The sequence below is a fragment of the Niallia sp. M35 genome (assembly GCF_050971705.1).
Taxonomy (GTDB): domain Bacteria; phylum Bacillota; class Bacilli; order Bacillales; family Cytobacillaceae; genus Niallia; species Niallia circulans_A.
Genome location: NZ_JBPCEP010000005.1, coordinates 52944 through 72039, shown reverse-complemented (window position 1 = coordinate 72039; position 19096 = coordinate 52944). Strand labels below are relative to the sequence as shown.

Sequence of the window (19096 nt, the reverse complement as noted above, 5' to 3'; positions counted from 1 at the left end):
AGTTGAACGAGCAGAACTCTTTGGATCTTTTTGAAAAGGAAAAAAAGTATGTGAAGGGACGACATCTTGTTACCATTTTTCATAATGAACAGAATCTTTACTCTGTGATAAGAATAAGAGTCGATGAAACGAATCATGATTATGACGATAAAGAAGCGGTTATTACTGGCTATTTGCCAAAGATGAACGAAGAAGAAACGTATACATACTTTGGTGATTTTAAAGAGCATCCGAGATTCGGTTTACAGCTGCAGGCAACTTCCTTTCGAAAAGAAATGCCACAAACAAAGCAAGGGGTTATTGCTTATTTATCGAGCAACTTATTTAAAGGGATTGGGGAAAAAACAGCAGAGAATATTGTGGATACTTTAGGAGAAGAAGCAATCTCCAAAATCATGAATCAGCCATCGATTTTAGAGACAGTGCCCAAACTTGCATCAGATAAAGCGAAAATCCTCTATGATACATTAATGAAAAATCAAGGGTTAGAGCAAGCAATGGTTTCTCTAAATCAATATGGGTTTGGTCCGCAATTGTCGATGAAAATTTATCAAGTATATAAAGAAAATACGCTAGAAATAGTCCAGACAAATCCATATAAATTAGTGGAGGATATTGAAGGGATTGGTTTTGGAAAAGCAGATGACCTTGGTTCACAGATTGGAATTACTGGGAATCATCCAGATCGATTAAAGGCTGGCTGTTTGTATATCTTAGAGTTAAGCAGTAATCAGGAAGGCCATGTCTATCTCCATGCCGAATTTTTACTAGAAAAAGTAAAAGCCCTGCTTGAAGAAAATCAAAAAGAGGAGATAGAATTTTCGCAAATAGCAGATCAGGTTATTCAACTGGAGGAAGAAGGGAAAATTATAGTGGAGGATAAAAAAATATATTTACCTTCATTGTTTTTTTCAGAAAAAGGACTTGTACGAAATATAAAGCGAGTAATGGAGCAATCTGAATATAAAGACCAATTTCCAGAATCGGAGTTTCTGCTGGCGTTAGGAAACTTAGAGGACCGTATCGGTGTTCAATATGCTCCCTCTCAACGAGAAGCGATTCAAACGGCGCTTATGTCCCCGATGCTAATTTTGACAGGTGGTCCCGGAACGGGGAAAACAACTGTCATAAAGGGAATTGTTGAATTATATGGTGAATTGCACGGCTGTTCCTTAGAGCCTAATGATTATAAAAAAGATGAACCCTATCCATTTATTCTTGCGGCGCCAACTGGCCGAGCGGCTAAACGAATGGCTGAATCAACAGGTTTACCAGCAGTTACTATTCATCGATTGCTGGGATGGAATGGGACAGGAACATTTGAACGGGATGAGGATCATCCTTTGGAGGGAAAAATCCTCATCGTCGATGAAACCTCGATGGTTGATATTTGGCTAGCCCATCAATTATTTAAGGCTTTACCTGAACATATTCAAGTAATTATTGTAGGAGATGAAGACCAGCTGCCATCAGTAGGACCGGGCCAAGTATTAAAAGATCTACTTGATTCAGCATGTATTCCTACTGTTAAGTTGAAAGATATTTATCGACAAGCGGAAGGATCATCGATAATCGAGCTGGCACATGAAATGAAAAAAGGCCAGCTGCCGGCTAATCTTCTTGTGCCTCAAGGGGATCGTTCATTTATAAAATGCTCTTCCAGTCAAATTCCGCAGGCAATTGAAAAAATTGTTTTGAATGCGAAAAACAAAGGCTTTGCGCCAATGGATATTCAAGTATTGGCACCGATGTATAGAGGACCAGCAGGAATTGACCGCTTAAATGCCATCTTACAGGAAATCTTAAATCCTAATCCAGATGGCACCAGAAAAGAACTGAAATTTGGAGATGTTACATACCGGATCGGTGATAAAGTCCTTCAGCTAGTCAATCAACCAGAAAGCAATGTTTTTAATGGTGATATGGGTGAGATTGTATCGATCTTTTATGCGAAGGAAAATACGGAAAAGCAAGATATGGTTATTGTTTCGTTTGATGGAATAGAAGCAACCTATACGCGACAGGATTTAAATCAAATTACGCTGGCTTATTGCTGTTCTGTCCATAAATCACAAGGCAGTGAGTTTCCAATCGTCATTATGCCCGTCGTCAAAAGTTATTATCGCATGTTAAGAAGAAATTTAATTTACACCGGAATAACTAGAAGTAAACAATTTTTGATTCTTTGTGGAGAAGTGGAAGCAATGGAATTAGGCGTTAGCCGGAATGATGAACTAAATCGGCAAACAACCTTAAAAGAAAAAATCAAAGAGGCATTTGCCGATGTATATCAACCAGACGAGACGATAGAAATAACAAAAGAGAATTCATTTGATTTATTGTATGAAGGTAAAATCAATCAAATCGATCCAATGATTGGAATGGAAAATATCTCCCCATATGATTTTATGGAAGCATCTGAATCCTAAGAAAATTACTTAAGTACAAACTTTTTAAGAAAACCTCTATTTTTACGGAGAATTCCTCTTTTTTAGAGGATTTTTTTTGCCAATGTTTGTACTACATGTTTTAAAGTTCTAGGTGAAAAATAGTAATGCTATCTTCTTCGAAAAAATCCAGTCGGATTCTAATTTTCCCATAAAAACAGCCAACTCCTAAAAATACTGGTATATTTGGATGGGTTAAAGAGCATAATGGGAATACTTACCTGGAATTTCCATGTTAGGTGGAATATTTCATGAAACGAATGAAGATGAGGTGTTTCCTATGCTCAAATGTCCAAATTGCCAGAGCAAAGATATTGGGAAAATTGGAATAAATCAATATTACTGCTGGAATTGCTTTATTGAATTATCGCTTACGAAAGGGATTATTCATACACATCAAGTAGAAGAAGATGGAAGCTTAAGTTCTTTAGACGACTTATTTGACGAAGAAGAGCGTCGATTAAGCTAAGTTTTTCTCCGTGTAAACTTGGCGCTCACTTCCATATAAAAAGGGGTGCAAAGTAAATGGGTAAAGCGATAAATACAGCAATAGCTATTGGGGCTGGTGTAGTGGCACTTAGCTATATGCAAAAAAATAATATGATGAGTCAAAAACAACTGAAAAAAGTGCAGAGGAAAGTAATGAAGATGTTTTAATTGTGAGTTAGAAGACAAGGCTGGAACGAACCTTCTTGCCGAAATTTTAACCCAAGCAATGATACCGGAATCAAAAAATTCGTATCATTGCTTGGGTTTTTTCATTTTATTATTATGTTGATAATTATAGTCAAGCAGGCGTTCCGTTGTCCATGCAGCCACGCTATGTGTCGGTAAGCAAGCCTAAGTCTGTGGGGGATTACATAGATAGCTAAGCCGTTTTTACAATTTAATACTAGATAAAAAAATGCATAAAAATTCCTATTATCTCTCACAATACATTAAAGAGGGAGGAAAGGAAATGGATATAAGAATAAAATGGTATTATCGATTAGGATTTACCTTATTACTTTTTATCGTTTTATTTATTTTTATAAAATTATCACCGATATGGTTACCCATTTTAAGTCTTATAACAAAGGTTATAACTCCTTTTATTATTGGTGCGTTTTTTACGTACTTACTTCATCCAATAGTAGAATTATTACATAAAAAAGGTTTACATAGAGGGTTGTCTGTTGCATTTATTTATATTTTATTTTTTGGCGGGATTGGGTATGCGATCTATAAAGGTATCCCCATTCTTATTGAGCAGCTGGAAGAGCTGACAGTTAGTGCTCCAAAGCTTGCAGAGCGATATAAAGATTTAATTGATTCGATTCAAAATAAAATGGAATCTTGGCCGCTTAACCTACAGGAAAAAGTTGACCGTGGAATTGACATATTTGAAAGGAAAATGGAATCCCTTTTGAATAAAGTAATTAATGGTGCCATGGGGATTGTCAATTATTCGATTATAATTATGCTTATTCCCTTTATCTCTTTTTATATGTTAAAGGATATAAATGCGGTAAGAAAAGGCTTTAATGGATTAATTCCTAATAAATGGCGCAATAGTGCTCGCTTATTTTTAGAGGATGTAAATGAATCATTAGGCAGCTATATAAGAGGACAATTATTGGTTTGTACAATTATTGGAGTTATTTCTATGCTTCTTTTTTTGATTTTTCATATGAAATTTGCCCTTGTATTAGGAATGATCATAGGAATAACGAATGTCATTCCGTATTTTGGACCGGTAATTGGAGCTGTTCCAGCTTTAATTGTTGCAAGTACTGTTTCTGTGAAAATGATCATTATTGTCGTGATTATCATTATTATTCTGCAATTTCTCGAAGGAAATATATTATCGCCATATATAGTAGGGAAAAGTACTCATATGCATCCCTTGTTTATTATGTTTGCGCTATTGCTAGGAGAGGAGATAGGCGGGATGATTGGAATGATTGTGGCAGTCCCTTTATTATCCATTGTAAAAGTAGCAATCATTCATATGAAAACCCATTTTGGAAAAAAAGAACGAGAAATAAAACGTATATAAATAGACCAATATTGACAATACTGCCTAATAATCAGTATAATTCGAATGAAGCATATATCGATAAAATGGTGAAAGAAATAAGTAGATTATAGTCCACTCTAAAGAGAGGAATTCCCTTTGGCTGAAAGGAGTTCTAGGTGAAGGATAATTGAAAGCTAATTCTTGAATGCAGCTAATCACTGCCGTTTTCCGCGTTAAGGAATGTTGAGAGATGGATATTATTTATTATTATTTTTTTATACTTTTATCCATAATCAGGGTGGTACCGCGAGCAATACTTTCGTCCCTGTCCAGGGATGGGAGTTTTTTTTATGCCTTAAAACGGTAAACGTTAGTGGTTGTAGCAAATACATAAGAAAAAACAGGAGGATATGTGATGAAAAACTTAACTGGTGCAGAAATAAGAAGCAAATTTTTAGAATTTTTTCAGGGCAAAGGGCATGCGATTGAGCCAAGTGCTTCTTTAGTGCCTCATGATGATCCGTCATTATTATGGATTAATAGTGGTGTAGCTACCTTAAAAAAATATTTTGATGGTCGCGTTATTCCTGAAAATCCAAGAATAACAAATGCGCAAAAATCAATTCGTACAAACGATATTGAAAATGTGGGCAAAACGGCGCGTCACCATACTTTTTTTGAAATGCTTGGTAACTTTTCGATTGGGGATTATTTTAAAGAAGAAGCAATCGAATGGGCTTGGGAGTTCTTGACAGATGAAAAATGGATTGGCTTTGATAAAGAAAAGCTTTCTGTAACCATCCATCCAGAGGATGAAGAAGCATATGTTTTATGGCGAGATAAAATTGGCATACCAGAGAATCGCATCATTCGCTTAGAAGGTAACTTTTGGGACATAGGTGAAGGTCCAAGTGGTCCTAATACAGAAATATTCTATGATCGTGGTCCAGAATATGGCAATGATATCAACGATCCAGAATTATATCCAGGTGGAGAAAATGATCGTTACTTAGAAGTATGGAACCTTGTTTTCTCTGAATTTAACCATAATCCAGACGGCACTTATACACCTCTGCCAAAGAAGAATATTGATACAGGTATGGGCTTGGAGCGTATGGCGTCTGTTGTTCAAAATGTTCCAACAAACTTTGATACAGATTTATTTATGCCGATTATTCGCGCGACTGAACAATTAGCAGATGTCCGGTATGGCAAGGACTCTTTAAGCGATGAAGCATTTAAAGTAATCGCAGACCATATACGTACAGTGGCTTTTGCAATAGGTGACGGGGCTCTTCCGTCAAATGAAGGAAGAGGTTATGTGTTAAGACGTTTGTTGCGCAGAGCAGTTCGTTATGCAAAGAAAATTAATATCAACAGACCATTTATGTTTGAATTAGTTCCAGTAGTGGCTGAAATTATGGTAGATTATTATCCTACTGTAAAGGAAAAGACAGAATTTATTCAAAAAGTCATGAAAAGTGAAGAAGAACGATTCCATGAAACATTAAATGAAGGTCTTGCTATCCTTTCCGAAGTAATGGAGAAAGCAAAAGACAATGGAGTTATAGCTGGAGAAGATATTTTCCGTTTGTACGATACGTATGGATTCCCAGTTGAACTTACAGAGGAATATGCAGAGGAGCAAGGTCTGGCTATTGATCATGAAGGTTTCGAAAAAGAAATGGAAAGTCAGCGTGATCGCGCCCGAAAAGCACGTCAAGAAGTTGACAGCATGCAAGTTCAAAGTGGAGTGTTAGGCAATATTAAAGTGGAAAGTGAATTTATTGGTTATGATCAGTGGTCAAATGAAGCGCAAATCGTGGCTTTATTAAGAAATGGTCAAGAAGTAGAGACTGCAGAAGCTGGGGATGAAATTCAGTTTATATTAGACAAAACACCATTCTATGCAGAAAGCGGCGGTCAAATTGCTGACAAAGGAACGTTAAAATCGGATCATGTGACAATTAGCGTGGAAGATGTTCAAAAAGCGCCAAATGGTCAAAATTTACACAAAGGAATAATTGAAACAGGAGCTGTTAGGGTAAATGATAGATTAGCAGCTAAAGTGGATAGTAAAAATCGTTCCAAAATTATAAAGAACCATACAGCAACTCATTTATTACATCAGGCATTAAAAGATGTTCTTGGAACACATGTTAATCAAGCAGGATCTCTTGTACAACCAGATCGTTTACGTTTTGATTTTTCTCATTTTGGGCAAATTACTGCAGAGGAATTAGATGAGATTGAACGAATCGTTAACGAAAAGATATGGGAAAGTATTGCAGTTCAAATTGATTACAAGGATATCGATGAGGCGAAAGCAATGGGTGCAATGGCTTTATTTGGTGAAAAATATGGAAAAGTAGTACGTGTTGTCCAAGTTGGTGAGTATAGCTTAGAACTATGCGGCGGGTGTCATGTTGATAATACTTCAGCAATTGGTTTATTTAAAATTGTTTCGGAAGCTGGAATTGGCGCAGGAACAAGACGTATTGAAGCAGTAACTGGACAAGCGGCATACCAACAACTGACAGATCAAATTCACTTATTAAAAGAAGCGGCGAATAAGTTAAAAACTAGTCCCAAAGATGTCGTTACTCGCGTAGACAGTCTTCTTACAGAGGTGAAGCAATTACAACGGGAAAATGAATCACTTGCTGCAAAACTAAGCAATATTGAAGCAGGCAATCTTGTTGATCAAGTGAAATTAGTGAATGAAGTCCCAGTATTAGCGGCTTCTATCCCGAATGTAGATATGAATAATCTTCGCACAATGGCAGATGAATTAAAACAAAAAATAGATTCTGTCGTATTAGTACTTGGAAGTGTCAATGAAGGAAAAGTAAATATTATTGCTGGTGTAACCAAGGATTTAATGGATAAAGGTTTCCATGCAGGAAAGATAGTAAAAGAAGTAGCTTCCATTTGTGGAGGCGGCGGAGGCGGCCGTCCAGATATGGCTCAAGCAGGCGGTAAAGATCCTTCTAAACTAAATGAAGCATTAGAATTTGTACAAGAATATGTGAAATCCGTTTGATATTAAGGACAAGTAGTGTAAAATGTAGATAACTCTTAACAGAAATTGTTCGAAAAGGAAATGGGGTGTTCAAAATGAGCTCATTTGATAAAACAATGAGATTCAATTTTCCAGAAGAACCATATGAACATGATGTAAAAGAAGTACTTTATCAAGTTTACGATGCACTTCAAGAAAAAGGCTATAATCCAATCAATCAAATTGTTGGTTATTTACTTTCTGGGGATCCTGCTTATATTCCCCGTCACATGGATGCACGCAATATCATCCGAAAATTAGAACGAGATGAAATTATTGAGGAACTTGTAAAGTTTTATTTAAAACAGCAACGAGAGGAATAGACGTATGCGATTAATGGGCTTAGATGTTGGCTCAAAAACAGTAGGTGTTGCTGTTAGTGATGCTTTAGGATGGACAGCACAAGGAATTGAAACAATTAAAATTGATGAAGAGAAAGAACAATTTGGGCTTGACCGTATTGCGTCCTTGATTGTTGAGTATGATATAGGTAAAATAGTGGTTGGACTTCCTAAAAATATGAATGGCAGCATAGGCTTTCGTGGAGAAGCTAGTCAAATGTACGGGCAGCTTTTAGAAGAACGATTTGAACTGCCGGTTGTTTTTTGGGATGAACGACTAACAACGATGGCTGCTGAAAGAATTCTATTGGAAGCAGATGTTAGTAGAAAAAAACGTAAAAAAGTAATCGATAAAATGGCTGCATCTATCATTTTGCAAGGATATTTAGACAGTCAAAAATAATGAGGTGGAAATATGGAACACGGTGAGACTAATACAATTACAGTTGTAGACGAACAAGGAAATGAACAATTATGTGAGATTCTATTTACATTTGAATCAGATGAATTTGGAAAATCATATGTATTATATTATCCTCTTGGAGATGAAAGCGATGATGAAGAAATCGACATCCACGCATCTTCCTTCATTCCAAATGAAGAAACAGGCGACGGTGAACTATCTCCGATTGAAACTGAAGAAGAATGGGATTTAGTCGAAGAAATGTTAAATACATTCCTTGCTGAACAAGAAGAAGAGTAATAACGGATAGAAGAAAAGAGAGTCCTTTTGGGCTCTTTTTTTATTTTTTGTTAACTACTAGTCCAGCTTTCAGTAGTATGTAAATTTCACTAAAAGCTACAACTTTCTTAGCAAAATATAGTATAATAGGTCGAGATATGTAAAAAATGTTGGAGTGGTGTGTGTCAAGGAGGGAAAAGATTGACGAATAATAAAGACGAGAACAATACAATAAATAGTAAGAAGGAGTTATTTATAGCTAATTTAAATCAGAGACAACAAGAAGCAAAATTAGTCAGAAGAGTCGTGGTCATTGTTGCCTTAGTATTAATTATGATTGTAGCAGTTGTAGGGACGTCTGGTTACTTTTACATAAAATCAGCATTAAAACCAGTTAATCCAGATAGTGATAAAGATATTGTAGTGGAAATCCCGATTGGGTCTGGTGTAAGCACTATTTCCCAATTGCTTGAAGATAAGGGGCTTGTAAAAAACGCAAAGGTGTTTAAATATTATGTGAAATTTAAAAATGAGTCGAATTTCATGGCTGGAGAATATCATATGAATCCATCCATGTCGATTCAAGAGATTATTGACAGCTTGAAAACCGGAAAAATTATGCAAGAACCGGTCTTTACCATGACGATACCTGAAGGAAGACAATTAAAAGAAATTTCCGCTATTATCGCGAAGAAGACAAACCAAAAGGAAGAAGAGGTTTGGAAACAATTAAACGATGAAGCATTTATCAAAGGGCTAATGGCCAAATATCCAGATTTATTAACAACAGAAATTTGGGCGAAAAATATCAAATATCCGCTAGAAGGTTATTTATTTCCTGCAACTTATTCTTATTATGAAGAAAAGCCAACATTGGAAGCAATCATTTCCGTAATGCTTGATAAAACAGAAAGTGTAGTAAAAGCATATGAAACGGAAATTGAACGAGATAAATTAACCGTCCATCAATTTTTAACAATGTCTTCGTTAATTGAAGAAGAAGCAACCAAAAATGTGGATAGAAAGAAAATTGCCAGTGTGTTCTATAATCGTATCGAACAAGGGATGCCATTGCAAACAGACCCGACAGTACTTTATGCTTTAGGAGAGCATAAGGATAGAGTTTATTATAAAGATCTAGAGGTAGATTCACCTTATAATACCTATCAAAATGTAGGCTTACCACCTGGACCTATTGCCAATGCAGGAACTGTTTCTATGGAAGCGGCATTGCATCCGGATGATACAGATTATCTCTATTTCTTAGCTTCAAAAGATGGGAAAGTGTACTTTTCTAAATCGCTTAATGAACATAATGAATTGAAAGCAAAATATATTACAGAGAATGACTAACATTCTTCAACAAAAAAAGACTACAGTCAAACAAAAAGATGTTTGGACTGTAGTCTTTTTTTGAAATTACGTTATTTTGTTCGAAAAATTGTCATCTTTTATATGGATTGCTGTTGATATCTGAAGATTTATTAGCATTCTCCTATATTTTATGATAAAATGGTACAAGTGTTTTTGAGTATACATTTAATGAAATACCCAAATTATATACACTTTTTTGATGTGTTAGGTTCTTAATAAGAAGCTAACTATTTTTAGGTAGAAGAAAAAAGGATAGGGCTTTATGGATTAATTAGGAGGGACTCATCCTTGCAAAATAAACAAATCCTGGAGTATATTGAAAATTTAATTCCAGAAAGAAATAACCAGATTAGTGAAATGGAACATTATGCGAAACAAAATGAAGTTCCCATTATGGAGTTAATAGGGATTGAAACATTATTACAATTACTACGAATTCAGCAGCCTAAAAAAATATTAGAAGTTGGCACGGCGATAGGATATTCTGCCATAAGAATGGCGGAAGCATTACCATCTTCTCAAATAGTTACGTTGGAAAGAGATGAACAAAGGTATTTAGTAGCGAAGGAAAATGTCGAAAAGTTTAAGCTTGAAGCACAAATTGTCCTTTTACAAGGTGATGCCCTTGAATTAGGTTCCATAGTTGAGCAATATGGACCGTTTGATGCTATCTTTATCGATGCGGCAAAGGGACAATATCAAAAGTTTTTCGATCTTTACAGCCCTTTGTTATCGAATGACGGAATCGTGTATACAGATAATATATTATTTCATGGTTTAGTGGCAGCAGAAGAGATAGATAGTAGAAATCTTCGTCAATTAGTACGGAAAATAAGAAATTATAATCAATGGCTTATGGGAAATCAGGATTATCACACAGCAATCTTGCCTGTGGGAGACGGTATTGCAATTAGTAAAAAGAGGGGATAAGAATGAAAAAACCGGAATTACTAGTAACGCCAACCAGTATAAACGATATAGAGCCGCTTATTGATAATGGAGCAGATGCTTTTGTTATCGGAGAACAAAAATTTGGTTTGAGATTAGCCGGTGAATTTAATCGGGACGATGTAAAAAAGGCGATTGAAATCGCACACCAAAGAGGGAAAAAAGTATATGTGGCTGTAAATGCAATTTTTCATAATGATAAAATCGAGGATGTAACAGAATATCTGCGGTTTTTAGTGGCTGTAAATGCGGATGCAATATATTATGGCGATCCAGCTGTTTTAATGATTGCCAGAGAAGTTGCGCCAAATATGAAATTGCATTGGAGTACAGAAACAACAGGGACAAACTGGTACACATGTAATTATTGGGGACGCAAAGGTGCAAAAAGAGCGGTCCTAGCAAGAGAAATTAGCATGGACGCCATCATTGAAACAAAAGAAAATGCAGAAGTGGAGATTGAAATCCAAGTTCATGGAATGACGACGATGTTTCAATCAAAACGTACTTTACTAGAACATTACTTTCAATATCAAGGGAAAGAAGTGGAATTGGAAGCAAGTAAATCAGATAAGAACTTCTTTCTGCATGATAAAGAAAGAGAAAATAAATATCCAATTTTTCAGGATGAAAATGGGACACATATTATGAGTCCAAATGACATTTGTATCATTGATGAGCTTGCAGATCTATTGGATGCTGGCATTGATTCTTTCAAAATCGACGGTCTTTTGAAAGAACCAAGCTATATTATTGCCGTTACTGGACTATATTATCAAGCAATAACTTTGTATTTAAATGATCCAGATCGATATGAAGAAGAAAAAGACCATTTACTTGCTGAGATAGAAAAAATTCAACCACCTAATAGACCATTGGACACAGGATTTTTCTTTAAAGAAACGGTTTACTAAACAAGTGGAGGAGAAGGGAAAATGACATTAGTTAAAGATCCTATTTCTGAAATAAGAGATGGAAAAAGAGTAATTGTAAAGAAACCGGAACTGCTAGCACCTGCTGGTAATTTAGAGAAATTAAAAATTGCTGTTACATACGGTGCAGATGCTGTCTTTATTGGTGGACAAGAATATGGGCTTCGTTCGAATGCTGGAAACTTCACTTTTGAAGAAATGAAAGAGGGAGTGGAGTTTGCTAAGAAATATCAAGCAAAAATATATGTTACTACCAATATATTTGCACATAATGAAAATATTGACGGTTTAGAAGAATACTTACTGGGCTTAAAGTCAGCAGGTGTACATGGAATTATTGTGGCAGACCCATTAATTATCGAGACATGCCGTAGAGTAGCACCCGAAATAGAAGTGCATTTAAGTACACAGCAATCTCTTTCTAACTGGAAGGCAGTTCAGTATTGGAAGGAAGAAGGTTTAGAACGAGTTGTGCTTGCCCGTGAAACAAGTGCAGAAGAGATAAAAGAAATGAAAGAAAAAGTAGATATCGAAATCGAAACATTCATTCATGGCGCAATGTGTATCGCATATTCTGGTCGTTGTACATTGAGTAATCATATGACGGCTCGAGATTCTAACCGCGGCGGCTGTTGTCAATCATGTCGCTGGGATTATGATTTGTACAAGCTAGATGGTGCGGAGGAAAAGCCTTTATTCTCTGAAGGTGATGCTCCTTTTGCGATGAGTCCAAAAGATTTAAAGCTTATCGAATCTATTCCACGTATGATTGAACTAGGCATAGACAGTTTAAAAATTGAAGGTAGAATGAAATCCATTCATTATATTGCTACAGTTGTTAGTGTTTACCGAAAAGTGATTGATGCCTATTGTGCAGATCCAGATCATTTTGTCATTCAAGAGGAATGGCTTAAAGAACTAGATAAATGTGCAAATCGAGATACAGCACCTGCTTTCTTTGAAGGTCAGCCAGGGTATAAAGAGCAAATGTTTGGAAATCATAGCAAAAAGACCACTTTTGACTTTGCTGGTTTAGTGCTCGATTATAATGAAGAGACAAAAATAGTAACATTACAACAAAGAAACTTCTTCAAACAGGGGCAGGAAGTGGAATTTTTTGGTCCGGAAATTGATAATTTTACAATGGTTGTTGATAAAATTTGGGATGCAGACGGAAAAGAAATCGATGCTGCAAGACATCCTTTACAAATTGTTAAATTCAAAGTGGACCACCCTGTTTATCCAAATAATATGATGCGAAAGGAGCTTTAATAAGCATGCAGCCGAAACCAGTAGTTATTGGTGTCGCAGGTGGCTCCGGATCTGGAAAAACAAGTGTGACCAAAGCTATATTTGACCATTTTAAAGGACATTCGATTTTAATGATCGAACAAGATTATTACTATAAAGATCAATCTCATTTACCATTTGAGGAAAGATTAAAAACGAATTATGACCATCCGTTAGCATTTGATACAGAATTATTAATTGATCATATTCAAAAATTATTAAATTATGAAGCAGTGGAAAAGCCAGTATATAATTATGCCATGCATACCCGCTCCGATGAAACTATCCTAGTTGAACCTAAGGATGTAATCATTGTGGAAGGTATCTTAATATTGGAGGATGAAAGTCTTCGTGATTTAATGGATATGAAGTTATTTGTTGACACAGATGCGGATTTACGTATTATCAGAAGATTAATGAGGGATATCAAAGAAAGAGGAAGAACGATTGACTCTGTAATTGAACAATATGTTAATGTAGTTCGTCCCATGCATAATCAATTTATTGAACCAACAAAAAGATATGCAGATATTATAATTCCTGAGGGCGGTCATAATCACGTAGCCATTGATCTTATGGTTACAAAAATTCAAACAATTCTTGAACAAAAATCACTTTTATGAAACAATAGAAAGTATTCATGAAAAATTTCTGGGAAATAGGCTGTTCCATTATAGACAGCCTATTTTTCCAAATATGGATTATGCAAGAAACCAATGGGTTAAAATAATGGGATAAATAAAAGAGCTCTCTGTAATGATATTTGATAATTTTTATCCTATTGTTAATTTCATAAAAATAATCATTCTTTTAACAAAAATCGCTAATTAGTGAAAAAATGTTAAATCATTACAGGCAATCTAATAGAAAATGCTTTCTTTTTTCTTCAATCCGTATTAAACTCATTCTATTAGAAAAAAAAGCGCGTCCATTTCTAAGATGTCGTGCTATTATCTTTAAATACATAATTATTAGGGATTTTACAAATAGTTTCATGGCTATTCATTAATCCCATACTTGAAGGAGTGAAGATTTTGGCAATCGAAAAAGAATTTCCAATGACATTAGCAGGTAAAGAAAAATTAGAACAGGAACTAGAACAGTTAAAAACAGTTAAACGTAAAGAAGTTGTAGAACGTATTAAAATTGCACGTAGTTTCGGTGACTTATCCGAAAACTCAGAGTATGATTCTGCGAAAGAAGAACAAGCTTTTGTAGAGGGTCGTATCACTACGATCGAAAATATGATTCGAAATGCAAAAATTATCTCGGAAGATGAGTTAGATCGCGACACTGTTTCACTTGGTAGTTCTGTTACATTCGTCGAGCTTCCAGACGGTGAAGAAGAAACATATACAATCGTTGGTAGTGCGGAAGCAGATCCATTCGAAGGGAAGATTTCAAACGATTCTCCAATCGCTAAAAGCTTAATTGGCAAAAAAGTTGGCGATAAAGTAATTGTACAGACTCCAGGCGGAGAAATGAATGTACAAATCGTTACAATTAAATAAGTAATTTAATGGAATGGATAACGGAATAAAAAGTTATCATGGACTTGTTTATAAATGGGACACCTCGTCAACACTTTTGATGAGGTGTTTTATTTATGTGGAGAAAAAGAATAGTTGGCATCGGTATCCTTTTTTTATTTGCTTTATGTATATTGCTAGGAAGGCTAATACAAGTGCAGTTAATAGAGACAAATCATTTCACTAAGCATAATATTAATTTGGTGGAAGCAAGTGTAAAACAAAGATCACAAGAAATGCTTTTGGACAATGGTCGGGGAACCTTTCTTGATAAAAATGGAAATTCGCTAACACATCAGACAAAAGCAGTTTTAATATTATTTCCTTTTTTAAAAAAAATGGATTGGGATAGCAAAAAAGTAGCGGATATTATTGGGACAAGTGAATACAATGTAAAGAATAGTATTATCGATGCAAAAGATCCGGTTGTTTTTGGAGGAAAGAAACCATTGGAATTAACAAGCAGGCAAATGTCTGCTATCAATCAGCTGAAGATTCCAGGTGTTTTTGCCGCAGAGAAAAAGTTTCATATCAATAATAGTATCGCCGAACAACTGCTAGGGATTACTGGTCAAAATGAAGAGCAATTAGGAAAGCGATATCCTGATAGAAAGCTAGGAGGTTCTACATTAATTGGTTTAACAGGCTTAGAAAGAAGCTTTGATGAATTTCTTTTGCCTGATGGCGAATCGAAGCTTGTCTATCATGTAGATGCAAAAGGAGGACCACTCTTTGGCTTAAATGTCAAATATGTAGAACCTGCAAATCCGTTTTATCCTGTAAATGTCCGCACAACCATAGACACAGATTTACAGCAGATGGCAGAAGATTTAGTAGATGAACAAGGCATAAAGAAAGGTGGACTAGTTCTGTTAGATCTAGAGGATAATTCGATTGCTGCAATGGTTTCTAGGCCGAAGATAAATGCAGAAGATCCTTATCAGACAGATGGAGTTAATAACTATATGCTAAAACAGCAGATTGTCGGCTCTGTCTTCAAAACAGTCATTGCAGCAGCTGCGATCGACAATAAATTGGATGATAACAATAAGCAATATGATTGCAGCAAGAAAATCAATGGCGAAGAGGACTTAACATATCAGCATGGAATGTTAAATTTTACAGATAGCTTTGCAGTTAGTTGCAACAATACCTTTGGGACAATAGCGAAGAAGTTAAGTGATATAGATGAAAATTTAATCGAGGAATATGCAGCTAAATTATCATTGACTAGCCTGGTGGGGTGGCGAGGCAGTGTTTTTCATTCTCCTGATTTTAAACAATTTAGTGGCGAAGAAATGGGAAGAGTGTTTTTGAATGAGGAGGCGAAAAAGGATAAGAACTATGTTGCATTAACGGGAATCGGACAGCATGAGGTACGGGTTACACCATTAGAAGTGGCAAATATGATGGCGACTATTGCTAGAGGAGGAGAAAAGGAAAGTGTCAGAGTTGTTTCAGATATTCAATACAAAAATGGCACAACCTTTTATTCCTTTGATAAGCAAGAGTTAGATGGAGGAAAAATATCTCCTTATACCGCCTCAAGGCTCCAAAAACTTTTAAGAGAAGTTGTTACAAACAATAAAGGAACTGGCAGATGGTTTCAAGATCTTCCCTATGAAATTGCTGGAAAATCAGGAACGGCAGAAACAGGCGTATATAAAGAGGAGAAGCAGTTACATAATAAATGGTTTGCAGGTTATTTTCCTTATGAGAAGCCTAAATATGCCTTAGTAACAGTGAATTTAGATGTTTATTCAGACGAAGGCGGGGTCAACCAACTATTTGCAGAGGTAGTTAAAGGAATCGATAAAAAGCAGCAAAATGCTGCTCGCTAGTACGCCAATAGGTTCTTGCTTTTCTAAAAGTGTACTGCCATGTTAAAATATGTACAGTGAAAGAAGAAAAGTGAGAGTTAAATCAACTTATATAAAGAGGAAATGGAAAGAAAATAGGAGGAGAAACACCTTGAGTAATGAAATAAATAATGAAGGTAAAACGAGATATGCACAACGTTCTAAAAGAAAGAAAACGAATCTTATTTTAAATGGATTAATCGTTGCTGTGATTTTACTAATTGTATTTGTATCATATTCTATTTTTCATACAAATGATGAAAAAAATACAGCTAAAAATAAAGCAAACGAACCGAAATCAGGTCAAGAAGTATCGGATGAGAATAAAACAGCTGCTTCGACGACTAAATCAGATAATAAAGAGGAGAACACTACTTCAGAAGAAGAAAAAGAATCTGATGGGGAGGAAATTGTCACAGAAGGTGGCAGTGACTCGAATGTTATTAAAACGATTGAGAATCCTTCCTGGAAGCCTGTTGGAACATCCCAAACAGGGGAGCATGTAGCTACTTATTCAGAAGGGGCAGACTGGAACGAACAAATTAAAGCATTATCTTATGCAACCGGCTTAGATAGCGGGAATATGACTGTTTGGTTCCTTGGTAATAATAATCATGATCCTCAGAAGTCTATTGGAACAGTATCATCTAAAGATAAATCTGAAAAATATAGAGTATATATAGAATGGGTAGATGGAAGTGGATGGAAACCAACGAAGGTAGAAGAAATAAAAGACTTAAATATTCGTTAAACTCGAACTGGAGAATCAAGCTCCAGTTCTTTTTTATTGTTTTTTAAAACTGCTTTTTCATTTTAAAATGGACAACGGCGGTGTAATAAGGCCGACCATTCTCTAGTAAAGTAACTTGATGGGAGACAGAATGAACAGAAAGCAATATAGCTTTATTGACTTCTACTTGTTCATTGATTTTTTTCTCGATTGCTTTTAGACTTTCTCCTTCAAAAAACTCTACCTTATCTTCTATCATTTCTAATTGGATATTCATGCTTAAATCTTCCTTTCTTCCTAACAGTAAAAATATCATAACATAAGGAGACAATGGATTAATATTAATACATAAAAACAGTCTGATAAAGATTGAAAATAGGGAATAAACTTACTATTTTTTGCATCTTGATAACAAAAAGAAAGATATGATAAATTAAGAACAAGAAAAATTTAAAACCATAGTATACTTATAGGAATTATATATTTAAGAAAACAGGGGTGCAATGCTATGGGAAAAGAGTTTCTTGAGATTTTTGAACAATGGGCGGATTCTTACGATGACAGTCTCACTAACAATAAAGAATACGAAGCTGTTTTTCACAAGTATGATTATATATTAAAAATGGTAGCAGAACGTGCCACAGGGCATGTTGTTGAATTTGGGATTGGTACAGGAAATTTAACTGTTAAACTGATTGAAAAGGGGTTAACGGTTACCGCCATAGAACCATCTCCTGCAATGAGGAAGTTGGCGAAGGAGAAAATTAATACAAAAGCAACCATAATAGATGGGGATTTTCTACACTTTAAGCTAGATCAGCAACCAGATACCTTTGTAAGTACTTATGCTTTTCATCACTTAACCGACCAAGAAAAAGAAGAAGCGATTAAACAGTATAGTAATCTCCTCCCTTTAGGTGGTAAAATAGTGTTTGCAGATACCATGTATGTCACTAAAGATGCGTACGATGAGGCAATTAAGAATGCCAAGGAAAAGGAGCATCACCATTTAGCAGAAGACTTGCAAAGAGAGTATTATACAACAATCCCCTTTCTAACGGAAATTTTAGAGAAGTACGGTTTTTCCGCATATTTTAAGAAGTTGAATGACTTTGTATGGATGATGGAAGGGGAAAAAATAAGCGAAAGAGGTAAGTGAATTGAAAATCGCAATAATCGGTGCAATGGAAGAAGAAGTAACTTTACTACGTGAAAAAATAGCAAATAAGAAAGAACAGACAATCGTTGGATTTCAGTTTATTGAAGGTGAATTATTTGGGAAAGAGGTTGTTTTACTTCGTTCTGGCATAGGAAAAGTGAATGCCGCAATGAGTACAACGATTCTAATGCAAACATTTAAACCAGACTATCTAATCAATACAGGTTCAGCAGGAGGATTAAATCCAACTCTTGAAGTAGGAGACGTTGTTATTTCGAGTGAAGTACGTCATCATGACGTAGACGCCACTATTTTTGGTTATGAATACGGCCAAGTTCCACAAATGCCAGCAAGCTTTAAGGCGACTGAAAGATTAATTGCAGCAGCAGAACAAAGTGCAAAGGAAATTGGCAATCATTCTGTAGTGACAGGTTTAATTACAACTGGTGACTCTTTTATCAATCAACCAGAAAAGGCAGCCTTTATAAAATCAAAATTCGAGAATCTGCAAGCTGTTGAAATGGAAGCAGCTGCAATCGCTCAGGTTGCTTATCAACATAATATTCCATTTGTTATTATTCGCTCTTTATCTGATATTGCTGGGAAGGAATCCCATTTATCTTTTGATCAGTATTTAGAAAAAGCGGCTGTCCATTCAGCAAATCTAGTGTTAGGAATCGTTGAGAGAATATAAAGAAGAGCAGAAGGGGAAACCCTTCCTTTCTTTTCTTCTAAATGCAAGTAA

General features: G+C 35.5%; 19 protein-coding genes and 1 other annotated feature. Of the genes, 18 read left to right on the top strand and 1 reads right to left on the bottom strand.

Annotated features, from left to right (window positions below; all coding sequences use genetic code 11):
* The first annotated feature begins 2 nt into the window (after window positions 1–2).
* The 16 genes from recD2 (at window position 3) to NiCM35_RS07855 (ending at window position 17213) form a co-directional block, all read left to right on the top strand.
* Window positions 3–2429: an SF1B family DNA helicase RecD2 gene (gene recD2 / locus NiCM35_RS07930; protein ID WP_433779155.1), complete on the top strand. Its 2427-nt coding sequence runs from the start codon at window positions 3–5 to the stop codon at window positions 2427–2429.
* Between the two features lie 298 nt (window positions 2430–2727).
* On the top strand, window positions 2728–2916 hold the full coding sequence (locus tag NiCM35_RS07925; protein ID WP_047944344.1) for a YrzR-like zinc ribbon domain: 189 nt from the start codon (window positions 2728–2730) through the stop codon (window positions 2914–2916).
* Window positions 2917–2972: 56 nt separating this feature from the next.
* Entirely contained in the window at window positions 2973–3104 is a 132-nt protein-coding gene (locus NiCM35_RS07920) for a YrzQ family protein (protein ID WP_082138431.1), read from the top strand.
* Window positions 3105–3405: 301 nt separating this feature from the next.
* A complete protein-coding gene (locus NiCM35_RS07915) occupies window positions 3406–4485 on the top strand; it encodes an AI-2E family transporter (RefSeq protein ID WP_095331705.1) in 1080 nt (359 codons plus the stop codon).
* Window positions 4486–4544: 59 nt separating this feature from the next.
* Window positions 4545–4776: a binding site (T-box leader), on the top strand.
* Window positions 4777–4861: 85 nt separating this feature from the next.
* Complete coding sequence (gene alaS / locus NiCM35_RS07910; RefSeq protein ID WP_123260802.1) at window positions 4862–7489, top strand: alanine--tRNA ligase; 2628 nt, start codon at window positions 4862–4864, stop codon at window positions 7487–7489.
* Between the two features lie 74 nt (window positions 7490–7563).
* Complete coding sequence (locus tag NiCM35_RS07905) at window positions 7564–7830, top strand: IreB family regulatory phosphoprotein (protein ID WP_047944338.1); 267 nt, start codon at window positions 7564–7566, stop codon at window positions 7828–7830.
* Between the two features lie 4 nt (window positions 7831–7834).
* Window positions 7835–8251 carry a Holliday junction resolvase RuvX gene (gene ruvX / locus NiCM35_RS07900; RefSeq protein ID WP_095331709.1) on the top strand — a complete coding sequence of 139 codons (417 nt, stop codon included), beginning with the start codon at window positions 7835–7837 and terminating at the stop codon, window positions 8249–8251.
* Between the two features lie 12 nt (window positions 8252–8263).
* Window positions 8264–8551: a DUF1292 domain-containing protein gene (locus NiCM35_RS07895; protein ID WP_047944340.1), complete on the top strand. Its 288-nt coding sequence runs from the start codon at window positions 8264–8266 to the stop codon at window positions 8549–8551.
* 180 nt (window positions 8552–8731) lie between these two features.
* Window positions 8732–9883 carry an endolytic transglycosylase MltG gene (gene mltG, locus NiCM35_RS07890; protein WP_095331711.1) on the top strand — a complete coding sequence of 384 codons (1152 nt, stop codon included), beginning with the start codon at window positions 8732–8734 and terminating at the stop codon, window positions 9881–9883.
* Between the two features lie 309 nt (window positions 9884–10192).
* Window positions 10193–10834, top strand: a complete 642-nt coding sequence (locus NiCM35_RS07885; RefSeq protein ID WP_235850302.1) for an O-methyltransferase — start codon at window positions 10193–10195, stop codon at window positions 10832–10834.
* Between the two features lie 2 nt (window positions 10835–10836).
* Complete coding sequence (locus tag NiCM35_RS07880; RefSeq protein WP_095331713.1) at window positions 10837–11766, top strand: peptidase U32 family protein; 930 nt, start codon at window positions 10837–10839, stop codon at window positions 11764–11766.
* Window positions 11767–11787: 21 nt separating this feature from the next.
* A complete protein-coding gene (locus NiCM35_RS07875) occupies window positions 11788–13056 on the top strand; it encodes a peptidase U32 family protein (protein ID WP_095331715.1) in 1269 nt (422 codons plus the stop codon).
* A 5-nt stretch (window positions 13057–13061) separates the two neighbouring features.
* A complete protein-coding gene (udk, locus tag NiCM35_RS07870; RefSeq protein WP_095331717.1) occupies window positions 13062–13697 on the top strand; it encodes a uridine kinase in 636 nt (211 codons plus the stop codon).
* A gap of 411 nt (window positions 13698–14108) precedes the next feature.
* Window positions 14109–14585, top strand: a complete 477-nt coding sequence (gene greA / locus NiCM35_RS07865) for a transcription elongation factor GreA (RefSeq protein ID WP_047944032.1) — start codon at window positions 14109–14111, stop codon at window positions 14583–14585.
* Window positions 14586–14680: 95 nt separating this feature from the next.
* Complete coding sequence (locus NiCM35_RS07860; protein ID WP_433779151.1) at window positions 14681–16444, top strand: peptidoglycan D,D-transpeptidase FtsI family protein; 1764 nt, start codon at window positions 14681–14683, stop codon at window positions 16442–16444.
* Between the two features lie 130 nt (window positions 16445–16574).
* Window positions 16575–17213 (top strand): DUF1510 family protein, encoded by a 639-nt coding sequence (locus NiCM35_RS07855; protein ID WP_433779149.1) that lies wholly within the window; start codon window positions 16575–16577, stop codon window positions 17211–17213.
* Between the two features lie 43 nt (window positions 17214–17256).
* Here NiCM35_RS07855 and NiCM35_RS07850 read toward each other — a convergent pair whose 3' ends face one another.
* Window positions 17257–17469 (bottom strand): YrzA family protein, encoded by a 213-nt coding sequence (locus NiCM35_RS07850; RefSeq protein ID WP_095331723.1) that lies wholly within the window; start codon window positions 17467–17469, stop codon window positions 17257–17259.
* A 231-nt stretch (window positions 17470–17700) separates the two neighbouring features.
* On the opposite strand from NiCM35_RS07850, the gene NiCM35_RS07845 reads away from it, so the two are divergent.
* Window positions 17701–18351 (top strand): class I SAM-dependent DNA methyltransferase, encoded by a 651-nt coding sequence (locus tag NiCM35_RS07845; RefSeq protein WP_433779147.1) that lies wholly within the window; start codon window positions 17701–17703, stop codon window positions 18349–18351.
* A gap of 1 nt (window position 18352) precedes the next feature.
* Complete coding sequence (gene mtnN / locus NiCM35_RS07840; RefSeq protein WP_095331727.1) at window positions 18353–19045, top strand: 5'-methylthioadenosine/S-adenosylhomocysteine nucleosidase; 693 nt, start codon at window positions 18353–18355, stop codon at window positions 19043–19045.
* Window positions 19046–19096 lie beyond the last annotated feature (51 nt).

Excerpts from the sequence above, each read along its gene's own strand:
- NiCM35_RS07925 (WP_047944344.1), top strand. The coding sequence starts at position 2,728 with ATGCTCAAATGTCCAAATTGCCAGAGCAAAGATATTGGGAAAATTGGA.
- NiCM35_RS07920 (WP_082138431.1), top strand. The coding sequence starts at position 2,973 with ATGGGTAAAGCGATAAATACAGCAATAGCTATTGGGGCTGGTGTAGTG.
- NiCM35_RS07915 (WP_095331705.1), top strand. The coding sequence starts at position 3,406 with ATGGATATAAGAATAAAATGGTATTATCGATTAGGATTTACCTTATTA.
- alaS (WP_123260802.1), top strand. The coding sequence starts at position 4,862 with ATGAAAAACTTAACTGGTGCAGAAATAAGAAGCAAATTTTTAGAATTT.
- NiCM35_RS07905 (WP_047944338.1), top strand. The coding sequence starts at position 7,564 with ATGAGCTCATTTGATAAAACAATGAGATTCAATTTTCCAGAAGAACCA.
- ruvX (WP_095331709.1), top strand. The coding sequence starts at position 7,835 with ATGCGATTAATGGGCTTAGATGTTGGCTCAAAAACAGTAGGTGTTGCT.
- NiCM35_RS07895 (WP_047944340.1), top strand. The coding sequence starts at position 8,264 with ATGGAACACGGTGAGACTAATACAATTACAGTTGTAGACGAACAAGGA.
- NiCM35_RS07880 (WP_095331713.1), top strand. The coding sequence starts at position 10,837 with ATGAAAAAACCGGAATTACTAGTAACGCCAACCAGTATAAACGATATA.
- NiCM35_RS07875 (WP_095331715.1), top strand. The coding sequence starts at position 11,788 with ATGACATTAGTTAAAGATCCTATTTCTGAAATAAGAGATGGAAAAAGA.
- udk (WP_095331717.1), top strand. The coding sequence starts at position 13,062 with ATGCAGCCGAAACCAGTAGTTATTGGTGTCGCAGGTGGCTCCGGATCT.
- NiCM35_RS07860 (WP_433779151.1), top strand. The coding sequence starts at position 14,681 with ATGTGGAGAAAAAGAATAGTTGGCATCGGTATCCTTTTTTTATTTGCT.
- NiCM35_RS07850 (WP_095331723.1), bottom strand. The coding sequence starts at position 17,469 with ATGAATATCCAATTAGAAATGATAGAAGATAAGGTAGAGTTTTTTGAA.
- NiCM35_RS07845 (WP_433779147.1), top strand. The coding sequence starts at position 17,701 with ATGGGAAAAGAGTTTCTTGAGATTTTTGAACAATGGGCGGATTCTTAC.